This window comes from Streptomyces sp. NPDC029164, assembly GCF_055563995.1.
In genome coordinates this window covers 95176-105455 of sequence record NZ_JBVHWW010000031.1, presented here as the reverse complement: position 1 = coordinate 105455, position 10280 = coordinate 95176, and the positions used below count along the sequence as shown (strand labels likewise).

General features: G+C 69.0%; 12 protein-coding genes and 2 pseudogenes. 9 read left to right on the top strand and 5 right to left on the bottom strand.

Features of this window, described 5'->3' with window-relative positions; all coding sequences use genetic code 11:
• Nucleotides 1-101: 101 nt before the first annotated feature.
• A pseudogene (locus tag ACZ4VT_RS27655) lies at nucleotides 102-850 on the bottom strand (PRC and DUF2382 domain-containing protein).
• Between the two features lie 129 nt (nucleotides 851-979).
• On the opposite strand from ACZ4VT_RS27655, the pseudogene ACZ4VT_RS27650 reads away from it, so the two are divergent.
• The 7 genes and pseudogenes from ACZ4VT_RS27650 (at nucleotide 980) to ACZ4VT_RS27620 (ending at nucleotide 4473) form a co-directional block, all read left to right on the top strand.
• Nucleotides 980-2026 (top strand): annotated as a pseudogene (locus tag ACZ4VT_RS27650) (YihY/virulence factor BrkB family protein).
• Nucleotides 2027-2331: 305 nt separating this feature from the next.
• Nucleotides 2332-2583 carry a phosphatase PAP2 family protein gene (locus ACZ4VT_RS27645; RefSeq protein WP_467953596.1) on the top strand — a complete coding sequence of 84 codons (252 nt, stop codon included), beginning with the start codon at nucleotides 2332-2334 and terminating at the stop codon, nucleotides 2581-2583.
• A gap of 87 nt (nucleotides 2584-2670) precedes the next feature.
• A complete protein-coding gene (locus tag ACZ4VT_RS27640; protein WP_467953594.1) occupies nucleotides 2671-2949 on the top strand; it encodes a YegP family protein in 279 nt (92 codons plus the stop codon).
• 7 nt (nucleotides 2950-2956) lie between these two features.
• The gene (locus ACZ4VT_RS27635; RefSeq protein ID WP_467953592.1) at nucleotides 2957-3376 is read left to right on the top strand and encodes a phage holin family protein; all 420 of its coding nucleotides are present in this window, start codon (nucleotides 2957-2959) and stop codon (nucleotides 3374-3376) included.
• Nucleotides 3373-3837 carry a DUF3618 domain-containing protein gene (locus tag ACZ4VT_RS27630; protein ID WP_467953590.1) on the top strand — a complete coding sequence of 155 codons (465 nt, stop codon included), beginning with the start codon at nucleotides 3373-3375 and terminating at the stop codon, nucleotides 3835-3837. Before ACZ4VT_RS27635 ends, ACZ4VT_RS27630 begins: the two co-directional genes overlap by 4 nt.
• A gap of 32 nt (nucleotides 3838-3869) precedes the next feature.
• Complete coding sequence (locus ACZ4VT_RS27625) at nucleotides 3870-4100, top strand: DUF4235 domain-containing protein (RefSeq protein ID WP_467953588.1); 231 nt, start codon at nucleotides 3870-3872, stop codon at nucleotides 4098-4100.
• 58 nt (nucleotides 4101-4158) lie between these two features.
• On the top strand, nucleotides 4159-4473 hold the full coding sequence (locus tag ACZ4VT_RS27620; protein ID WP_467953586.1) for a hypothetical protein: 315 nt from the start codon (nucleotides 4159-4161) through the stop codon (nucleotides 4471-4473).
• Nucleotides 4474-5073: 600 nt separating this feature from the next.
• Here ACZ4VT_RS27620 and ACZ4VT_RS27615 read toward each other — a convergent pair.
• Nucleotides 5074-5823, bottom strand: coding sequence for a ZIP family metal transporter (locus ACZ4VT_RS27615; protein ID WP_467953584.1), 750 nt, complete (start codon nucleotides 5821-5823; stop codon nucleotides 5074-5076).
• Nucleotides 5824-6154: 331 nt separating this feature from the next.
• Here ACZ4VT_RS27615 and mscL point away from each other — a divergent pair, with 331 nt between their 5' ends.
• A complete protein-coding gene (gene mscL, locus ACZ4VT_RS27610) occupies nucleotides 6155-6598 on the top strand; it encodes a large conductance mechanosensitive channel protein MscL (protein ID WP_467953582.1) in 444 nt (147 codons plus the stop codon).
• Between the two features lie 1218 nt (nucleotides 6599-7816).
• On the opposite strand, the gene ACZ4VT_RS27605 is transcribed toward mscL, so the two are convergent.
• Nucleotides 7817-8080, bottom strand: coding sequence for a hypothetical protein (locus tag ACZ4VT_RS27605; RefSeq protein WP_467953580.1), 264 nt, complete (start codon nucleotides 8078-8080; stop codon nucleotides 7817-7819).
• Nucleotides 8081-8540: 460 nt separating this feature from the next.
• Nucleotides 8541-8756: a hypothetical protein gene (locus ACZ4VT_RS27600; RefSeq protein ID WP_467953578.1), complete on the bottom strand. Its 216-nt coding sequence runs from the start codon at nucleotides 8754-8756 to the stop codon at nucleotides 8541-8543.
• Nucleotides 8757-8908: 152 nt separating this feature from the next.
• Between ACZ4VT_RS27600 and ACZ4VT_RS27595 the strand changes: the two genes are divergently transcribed.
• Nucleotides 8909-9208: a hypothetical protein gene (locus tag ACZ4VT_RS27595; protein ID WP_467953576.1), complete on the top strand. Its 300-nt coding sequence runs from the start codon at nucleotides 8909-8911 to the stop codon at nucleotides 9206-9208.
• 132 nt (nucleotides 9209-9340) lie between these two features.
• On the opposite strand, the gene sigJ is transcribed toward ACZ4VT_RS27595, so the two are convergent.
• A complete protein-coding gene (sigJ, locus tag ACZ4VT_RS27590) occupies nucleotides 9341-10273 on the bottom strand; it encodes an RNA polymerase sigma factor SigJ (RefSeq protein ID WP_467953574.1) in 933 nt (310 codons plus the stop codon).
• Between the last annotated feature and the right edge of the window lie 7 nt (nucleotides 10274-10280).

The window sequence follows — 10280 nt, the reverse complement described above, 5'->3', positions numbered from 1 at the left end:
TTGTGGGTTTTTTTGGTCTTTGGGGGGGGACACACACCCCCCCCCCCCCCCCCCCCCCCCCCCCCCCCCCCCCCCCCCCCCCCCCACTGCTGTGACTGGCGTCAGCGGTCACGCATGTCGTCGTCCGGTGTGTCGGCTTCGATCTTCTCCTTGCGGACCTTGCCGGTTACGGTTTCCTCTGGCCTCGGTCTCGACCACGGGCCTCTCCTCGTGGAGGGTCACCTCGTGTTCGGCCTCGCCGGGCCCGGACATCGCGGCGTCGCGGTTCTCGTCGGTGATCGGTTCGCGTTCGACGCGGACCTCTTCACGGCGCACCGGGACGGTCTTTTGCACCTCGTCGGTCACGACGTACTTGCGCAGCCTGGCCCGGCCGACCTCCTGGCGTTCGGTCCCGACGTGCGTCTGCTCCTCGGAGCGGGTCATGGCATCGCCGGATCCCTCCATGCCTGCCGACCGCATGTCGGCTGAGGTGTCGGTGTCGCCGGTGTGGGCCCAGCCTCCGGTTCCGGGCTGGTTGGCCTGGCTCCAGGCGGCGTCCCAGTCGATGCCGTAGTGCTCGTAGAGGCGGTGTTCTTCTTCGGAGAGGTGGCCGCGCGTCTACGTCGGCGTTGGGCGCGTCCGTGATCTTGTCCTTGGCGAAGGGGACCTCGAGGTGGTCTTCGACCATGGTGGCGTCCTTGATGGGGACGAAGGGCTCGTTCATGCCGAACATGCCGGTCTTGATGCTGACCTATTCCGGCTGGCCAGTGGCGTCGTCGGGGAAGACGTGCTTGGCCTCGCCAAGCTTGTTCCCGTCCGTGTCGTAGACCGGGTGGTGGAGGACCAAGGAGATCTGATCCTGGGTGATTATGCTCGCTCCTTTTATAGGGGTATCTGCCTTTTGGTCGTGTTGGCGGCGCCTACCCCTCCGATTCCCCCGCAACCACTCAGAGCCCCGCGGTCGATGCATAAGGCGGGCGTCAGTGGACAGCCGCCGGGCATGACACGCACACCGAAACCCGAGCACGGTCACGACCGCGAGCCCACTGCCGGCGTCGGCGGGCGCGGCAGCGTGGGCCCCGATGAGGAGGTCGAGGAGCGGGCGCCGGGTCAGCTCTCCGACATGCCGAAACGGTCGTGGATGGCGGTGCTGCGCGGCACGCTGAAGGAGTTCAAGGACGACGAGCTCACCGACCGGGCCGCGGGGCTGACCCTATTACGGGGTGCTGGCTCTCTTCCCGGCCCTGCTGGTCCTGGTGTCGCTGCTCGGCATCGCAGGCGAGTCGGCCACCAAACAGGTCCTGGACAACCTGCAGAAGCTGACGCCCGGCTCCGCGCGCGACGTGATCAGCAACGCAATCCAGCAGTTGCAGGGCAATGCCGGCATCGGATCGCTCCTGGCGATCGTGGGCCTCGCCGTGGCGATCTGGTCGGCCTCCGGCTATGTCGCCGCGTTCATCCGCACCTCCAACGCCGTCTACGACATGCCCGAGGGCCGCCCGGTGTGGAAGGTCCTGCCGCTTCGCTTGGCGTTGACGATCACGCTGTTGATCCTGGCTGTTGCCAGTGCACTGATCGTGGTCTTCACCGGCGCCCTCGCCCGGCAGGCTGGCTCCGCCCTCGGCATCGGTGACACGGCGATGACAGTGTGGTCGATCGCGAAGTGGCCGGTCCTGGTCCTGCTCGTCACGACCATGATCGCGATCTTGTACTGGGCGGCGCCGAACGCCAAGGGCCGCGGCTTCAAGCGGATCACCCCCGACAGCTTCCTGGCGCTGGTGATCTGGATGATCGCCTCGGCCGGCTTCGCGTTCTACGTCGCGAACTTCGGCTCCTAAAACAAGACGTACGGCACCCTAGCCGGCGTCATCATCTTCCTCGTGTGGCTGTGGATCACCAATCTGGCCATCCTGCTGGGCCTGGAGTTCGACGCCGAGATGGCCCGCCAGCGTGCGCGCGCCGGCGGCTACCCGAAGATGAGGAGCCCTACGTCGAGCCCCGCGACACGCGTAAGTGGAGTGATGAAGACCGCCGCCGCCTGGAGTGACCACTGTGTGGAGGTGCTGCGGGCGGGCAAGGGGCGCGGCATGGGAATTGTGACGGCGCTGCGCGACGGCGATCACCGGCTGACCCGGCGGATGGCCTCTTGGGACTCCGACTGGGCCCGGAAGGTGCTGCCGCCGGTCGAGGAAGCTGCCGAGCACACGAAGCTGTGGTGGGCCGCCGCCGTTGCCATGGCGGCCGGCGGGGCGGTAAGGCCGCAGCCGCCGGCATCACGGCGATGGCGGTGGCGGAGCTGCTGTCCAATGGGGTCGCGAAACAGCTCGTGAAGCGGCGTCGGCCGCCGAAGGAGTGGATCCCGCACGACGACGTCGAGGACCGGCCCGACAGCTCCTCCTTCCCCTCCGGGGACAGCGCCGCCGCAGTCGCGCCTTCCTGGCCCTGGGTGGGTGCAGCCTGAGCGGTACCGACTTGGTGGCGATCGAGCGGGTCCACAGCGGCGCGCACTACCCCTCCGACGTCGCAGCCGGCGCCGCCATCGGCCTGACCGCAGATGCTCTCGTCCGGGCAACGCCCCGCCTGCTCATCCGCGCCTGGAGATGACCCGACTCGCAGGCGGGTGACCGGCTGCTCGCGGGGTAGGCGCGCCGTGACACCAGCGTGCACATTTCAAAAGAGGAGGGGTCTGCCATGGCGGCTCGTTTCGAGGTCCGGCACCAGACCGGTAAGGGCTATCACTTCGTTCTGATCGCAACCAACGGGCAGGTCATCGCGACCAGCGAGCACTCCGAGAGCCACCGGTCCTGCCTGGACGGCATCGACTCCGTCAAACGCAACGCCGACGCCCCATCCAGGACACCACCGGTAGCAATTCGGGCCGCTGACCGGCGCGGCACCGCACCGGCGACACGAATGGCGGCCATCGTGCAGCCATCGCGCCATAACGCACCGAGCATGCGGAGAAGGTGAACAGTAGATGAGCGCCGTTGAGCGGCACCCGAACCACGGCAGTCCCGAGGAATCGGTGGGCGACCTCGTATCGCGGGCGTCGCAGCAGATTTCGGAGCTGGTCCGTGAAGAGATGCAGCTGGCTCGGGCGGAGATGACGCAGAAGGGCAAACGCTTCGGTGTGGGCGGCGGCCTGTTCGGCGGGGCCGGCCTGGTCGGCAGCCTCGCCGCGCAGGCCTTGGTCGGCGCGGTGATCGCAGCCCTCGCCCTGCTCCTGCCGATCTGGGCCTCGGCTCTGATCATCGCCGCCCTGCTGGCGGCCGTCGCAGCCGTGATTGCCGCGGCCGGGAAGAAGCAGGTCACCAAGGCCGGCACCCCCGCACCCGAGAAGGCCATCGACAGCGTCAAGGCCGACGTGGCCGAGATCAAGGAGGCAGCACACCGATGAGCACCCCTTCCCAGGGCGACAAGGAATCCGCGCCCACTCCCGAGGAACTGCGCGAGCAGGTCGAACACACCCGCGATGAACTCGGCCAGACCGTGGAGGCGCTGGCGGCCAAGGCCGACGTCAAGGCGCAGGCCAAGGAGAAGGCGGCCGAGATCAAGGAACAGGCCGCCGAGAAGGCCACCCTGGTGACCGATCAGCTCCGGGAGAAGGCGGCGCACGCCGCTCAGTTGGTCAAGGACAAGACTCCCGCTCCGGTCCTGGACAAGGCCACCCACGCCGCGGCGCAGGTACGCGACACCGCGACCCGCGCCGGACAGCTCGCCGCCGAAAAGACCCCGGAGCCGGTCCGCGAAAGGGCCGAGTCGGCCGCGACCATGGCGAAGGCCAACCGCACCCCGCTGATCGCCGCGGCCGTCGCGTTCGCCGTCTTCCTGATCCTGCGCCGCAGCCGGCGCCGATGAAGGCATCCAAGATCGCCTACTAGCCGGTCGGCTTGGCGCTCGGTGCCGCGAGCGGCATGATCGCCGGCGCGGCGTTCAAGCAGGCGTGGAAGATGATCGGCCACGACGACGATGCCCCCGACGCCACCGACGAGCACCGCACCTGGCAGGAAGTCCTCATCGCCGCAGCCCTGCAAGGCACGATCTTCGCGGTCGTCAAGGCCGCCGTCGACCGGGCCGGTGCCGTCACCACCCGCCGTCTGACCGGCACTTGGCCCGGCTGAACCGAGTAAAGGCGGCGTCGGCCTCGCCCTGAGGGCCGGCGCCGCTAGAGCAGAAATCATGGAGGAAGTCGTGGCCGCGCACCCCGGGCTGCACACCCTCGCAGCCGCCGCCCTCACCGCCGCTGTGCTCCTGGCCCGCTGGTGGGCAACCCGCGCGGTTCGCGACGCACACGGTGCCAGCGCAGCAAAAGCCCCCTGGCGACGCGCAGCGCCCCCACCGGTCGGCCAGGAGTCTGCCCCCGACCGCGCGGCCGGGCTACATGCCTCGTTCCTGGACCCGGCCCTGAGGGAAACCGACGCCCACCTTGAGCAGTACTGGAACAAGCTCACGTCCCTGTACCCGCAGCGCGACGGCGAGCGCCAGCACAAGTAGAAACCGGGCCTCACCGTGCAGTCCGTTATCGAGTCCCGCTGGCTGGCAGTGCGTCACCCTGTCAACGGTGCGTTGAACCTCAGCTTGCGGTCATTCGCGGGGCGGGTATCTGTCGCTCCTCGGGGCACACGAAACTCATTCACGGACAACACGCGCGTCCCACGAGCACTCTGTTCGGCCCGACCCCCACGGCCCAGGACCCGCCGTCCGCACCAGCCGGTGCCAAGCACTCCCGCCGCGGCCGGATCACCGGCCACCTGCGCCGCCGGACCCTCGCATACCGGGCAATCGAGTTTCTGTCCACACATGTCCCGGACCACTCCGAGCGCCTGAGCCTGCAGGTGAAGGAGAACGAGGGGGCGCTGCTGGGATGGCGCTCGAAGGGGATCTTGCGTGCCGTCGCCCACGTTCACGGTCACCAGGACGAACTGCGTACGGCACTGCCCGGCCTGCACCAGGCCCTGGGCAGTGCCCTGTCGGCGATCCTGGAAGCGGCCGGCTTCCGGACCAGGGTCGTCGAACCCGGCTGGCTGCTGGTGGCCCGAGCCGACCAGAGCGCAGCGGAGCCCCGAGACCGGCGAGGCCAACTCCCCACCGCGCCTAAAGGTGAGACAGGGCGAACGCTGACAAGAATCCGACCACGGTGACCAGTCCCGTCAGCAGGTGCACCTTGCTGTATGCCTCGGGGATCATCGTGTCGGCGATCATCGCCAGGATCGCCCCGCCCGCCACGGCCGTGATCGTCGCCATCACCGCCTCTGACGCCCCGTCCAGCAGGGCGTATCCGGCCAATGCGGCCAGACCGGTGATCACAGCGATGCTTCCCCACAGGGCGAACACGTACCTGCGGCTGCGCCCGGCACTGCGCATCCCGGCGGCGCTGGCGAGGCCCTCGGGGAGGTTGCTGATGAACACCGCCCCCACCGTCGCCACCCCCAGCTGCCCACCTCCCAGCAGGCTGGTGCCGATGACGACGGATTCCGGAATCCCGTCCAGCAACGCCCCCAGGGCGATGGCGTTGCCCGAGCCGGGAGCCTCGGCCTCGGAGGGCTGCTGCTCCCCAGAGCGCTTACGGTGCTGAGCCCCGCGGCGCGCCAGCAGGGCGTTGGCTCCCGAGTACACGGCGGCACCCCCAACTGCCCCGGCCACCACCGGCGCCATGCCGGAGCGCTCGTACGCCTCAGCGATCAGCTCGAACGACACCGCGGCCATCAGCACGCCGCTGCCGAAGGCCATGACCAGTGCGATCAGCCGGGGCGGGACCCGCACGAGCGAGCCGACAGCCGCCCCCACCAAGAGGGCCGCGCCCGCAAACAGGCCCCACGCGCCCGCAATCAACGCTCCACCCACGACCGCCTCTTCCCACGCTGCTGACTGATGCACTCCCTCCTACCCGCCACGCAGAAGAACACAAGGGCTCGGCCGGCCGCGGCCCCGGCCACGCCGGCGAGTGATCGCCAGGCTTTACACGCCGTTGCCCAGCCGGCGTCGGATGCGCGCGAGGAGCAGTAGTCGGGGGGACGTGCGGCACCTCGCAAAGCCAGTGCTGCTCAGCGCCATCGAGGTCACGGGTCCGCATCCGGGAGGCATGGGCGAGGCGGGGCAGGGCATCCGGGGAAGAGGGCGGGATGGGCGTGCTTCGATGCCGCCCGTCGACGTCGGAGAACTGAGGAGTGAGAAGGTGAAGGGCTTTCGCAGCTTCATCCTGCGCGGCAACGTTGTCGACTTGGCCGTCGGCATCGTCATCGGAGCCGCGTTCACCGCCGTGGTGAACGGCTTCGTCGGCGCCTTCCTGACACCGCTGGTCGGACTGGCCACCGGCGTTACCGGCGACATGAGCCGCAAGGCCTTCACCGTAGGCGCCACCCCGTTCCCCTACGGCGCCTTCATCAACGCGGCGATCAGTTTCCTCCTCCTCGCCTGCGCCCTGTACTTCCTGGTCGTGCTCCCGATCAACAAGCTGCACGAGCGCCTCGCCCCACACCAGGACGTCCAGGCCCCCAAACGGGACTGCCCCGAATGCCTCAACCCCGCCCCCGCCCAGGCCCGACGCTGCGCTTCCTGCACCGTCCCCCTGCCCGCCGCACCCGCCCAGGCAGGGGAGACAACCCAGCGCGCCGGGTGACCGGCCACCACTGAGCGCTCCGCAACACCTGCGACACCCTTCGCGCTTACCCCATCGGGGCAGGTGCTCTTGAAACGGGATCGGAGAGCAGCCAGGTACATCAGACCGCCGACGTGGCTTCTGCACGCCGGTATGGGGCAGGTGCACCACACAGTTAGATCGTCTCGGGAGAGGAGGATCCATGGCCTCACCTGTACTGGATCAAAAGTTGCCGCACGTGAGCAAAGCCGCAGCGTCGGCCCGGGACGCAACCCGTACTTTCCTCGACTAGGCAGCCCGGACCCGGCCGCCTGCCGAGCCGGCCGCCGCCGACCGGTCCTCCTGGTGGTAAGCGAGCTGGTCGGTAACGCCATCCGTCACGCCAGCGGACCCTGCACTCTGCATCTGGCACTGCGTGACCACTCCATCGACATTCGCGTCACGGACACAAGCCCGCAAAGCGCGCGGTGCCGGCCGCACAGGTGAACCTATGCACGTAAGCGTCCCAAGCGGCCCAAGTCAGGGTGCCAGGAAACCGCGGAGGGGCGGAGCGGGTGGGGTGTAGCGGCGGGGGGGGGCTCGAATGGGAAGTCCGCAGCCGGTGCGGCCCGCGGGCGGGAGCGGCGGTAGAGGGCCGCGGAGAAACCGGGGGAGGCGGCTGCGGTGGTGCTGGGAGGAGGTGCGGTACAAGACGGTGCCGAGTTCCTCCGTCATTGCCATGACGTAGAAGTTGATGAAGTGAGCGGCTTCCTGGTGCCCGATGCGCAGCTGTGCGCGCCCGGCAGGGGCTGGCCGGGGATTGCCGGGCAGGTCTGGGCCTGTGCGGAGGTGCCGGTCGGTGCGTTGCCGCGGTAGGGCGGGGGGCTGGTCCCCCGTCTCACCGACGATCCGGTCCCAGGCCTTGCCCCACTCGGCGGCCTTGCGGCGCGACATCCCGAGACTACTCTTGGGCAGCCGGTCCCTGCCGTCCGCCGCCTGGCCGGCCCGCCTTTGCAACTCGGCGAGAGACGGCTGGCCATCACGGGCCCGCAGGTGGACCATCGCGCGGCGCAACTCTCCCACCGTCTCGATGACCTTGGGGTGGGAGTAGACCTGGACGACCTTTTCCGCCAGGTCTACTCCCGCCCGCCGACGCCGCGTGTGCTCGGCGGCGCGGGCGGCCTTCCACAGCCGTCGCCCCTCGGCCGGGTCGGCTTGGCAGGCCCGGGCGAAGGCCTGCCGCTACGAGGGGGCCGGGGGCTACTCGTCGCCGGGGTCAGCGTGCAGGTAGTCGTACGCGGAGCAGCCCTCCCCCAGGTCGCTCGCGTACTCGGGCTCCTTGGCGCACAGCCGGGCGTAGAGGTCGGGGAAATTGCGACCGGCGCCGTCGCCGCCGGGGTCGTTATCCATGGCTTCGGCCAGGGCGTACGGGTCGGCGGGTACCTGGGGTGCGAGGTGGTCGAGGTCGGGTCGGAAGGCTCCGGTCTCGATGACGGTGCCCTCAACGTGCGCGGTGGAGCGCATCTGCCTGCGCAGGCCGGCGGCAATCTCCTCGGCCCGGTACTCGTGCTCGTACGGGCCGATCCGTACCGGGTCCAGGCCGGGCCGGGCCGGGCCGGGCCGGTGGAGAATGACCGCGTGGCCGACCGGGCCGGTGTAGCGGACGGGCCGGCCGAGCTGGTGGGCCTAGGCGATCTCGGCGCGGGTGGAGTCGCTGTATCCGCCGGTGAAAGCGCCTAAGTTCGCGATTTCTGAGGCGCTGGCACCACGAACTTGGCCCTGTCGGCCGGGATCCTCGGCTGTGTACGGCTCGGTTCCGACTGATTCGGTGTCGAAGTGCATGACGTTTTCGGTGCCCGGTGAGCCGATCCGTGGTCAGCCGACTTCAGGTGCCGCGCCAGGCGGAGCAGGCTCCTCCGCGGTGACATGCCGGATGTGGCCTACCCACGAGTCCGGCGTCAGGGAGGACCACTCAACGTCGATCTCAACGCCGTGGAATGACGTCCGCAAGCTGTGTGAAGATCGCCGTCTGTACCTCCTCAGGGGCCGCGTCGGCGGGCATCGGGACCTTGCCGCATCCGCCACCCGAGTCGTCGGCGATGAACGTGTAGGGCCACACGTCTTGCCCAGTCAGCAGGATGATCTCCTTCGGTATGCCGAAGGGGGGCCGCTTCTTCTTCGTCTTGGGTCGTCTCGCCATGGTGCCATCCAACCTGACGGACCGCGAGGTCAGGCACCCGCCATACACATCTCAGCCACCACAACCCGGCCTGACCAGAGCCGCATGACGCCACCCACCCAGGTGAAGGTAGGTTGATCGCCAGTCGGCTGGGTCCATGGGGAGGAACTGCTGTGACAGATATCGAGGTCCCGGGACCTGAGCCCAACTGGCAGTCGGCTACACAACCGCCCTACTACACCGGCAAGAACCCCGCCCACCAGTACAGCGTCTGGGAGCACTCCGCTCCGCTGTTCCAGATGGTCGGAGCGCTGGTGCTGCCAGTACAGCCTGTGGCCCAGCGGCTACGTCTGCACGTGGAGCGGTCGTGGGACGGGTTGGACGAACTCGACGTCGTTCTGTTCCGGCTGGATGGGTTCAGCTTCGCGATCAGCAAGCACGACGGCAATCCGCTCGGCGTCTTGGCTACGTAAGTCACAACCGAGAACGTTTGTTGTCGGTTTCCAAGAACGCTTCCTGACCGCAGCCGTGTGCGATCTCGGTCAGAAGTAGTAGCGCCAGATCGAGCCGCAAGGTACGGAGAGGCGGGCCGCGGGCCGGGTGGACTATTCCTCCGAGAGCCGTGCCATGTCGGACACCGGGCCGAGGTGGCCGAGCTTGTCGGGGTTGGATACGGAGTGGATCGCCCGAATCACGCCGTCGACGATGTCGAGCTCGACCACGTTGACCACCCGGCCCTCGGGGTCGTACGTCACGACCCCCGGGCGGCTGTTGACCCAGGCCGGACGGAGATCGGCCCCGAGGCTCCGGATCCGGCGGAACCCACCGACGAGCAGCTGCCCGACGCGCTGCGGCTCAGCCACCGGATTCCTGGTCGCCCGCGCCTTACCGCCTCCGTCACCGTAGTACACGACATCGGGCGCGAGCATGCCGAGCAGCGCGTCCAGGTCGCCGCCCTCGGCCGCCTCGAAGAATTTGCGGGCGAGCTCGTCGCCCTCGGCCCGCTGGGCGGGGGGCGGCACGCTGTCCGCGTCCGGCCCAGCCGCGGCGATGCGCTTCTTGGCGCGGGCGAAGATCTGGCGGCAGTTCGCCTCGGACTTCCCGGTGGTCCGCGCCACGTCCGGGTAGTCGTACCCGAACACCTCGCGCAGCATGAACACCGCCCGCTCCACCGGGGAGAGAGCCTCCAGCAGTACGAGGAAAGCCATGGACAGCGAGTCGGCCAGCTCGGCGTGCTCGACCGGTCCCGGCCGGTCGTTGGTCACGACGACTGGTTCGGGCAGCCAGTTCCCCACGTAGCTCTCCCTCCGTACTCGTGCCGAGCTCAGGTGGTTGATCCCCAACCGCGTCACAGCCGTGGTCAGGTACGCCTTTGGTGCGGAGATCGCGGTGCCCGCCTGCTGCGCCCGGGTCAGGCCGAGGAAGGCGTCCTGGACGAGGTCCTCAGCGTCGCCCACCGACCCGGTCATCCCATAGGCGATGGAGAACATCAGCGGTCGATAGCCGGCCTCGTCCGTCAGATCCGTTGCTCCCGACATGGGACCC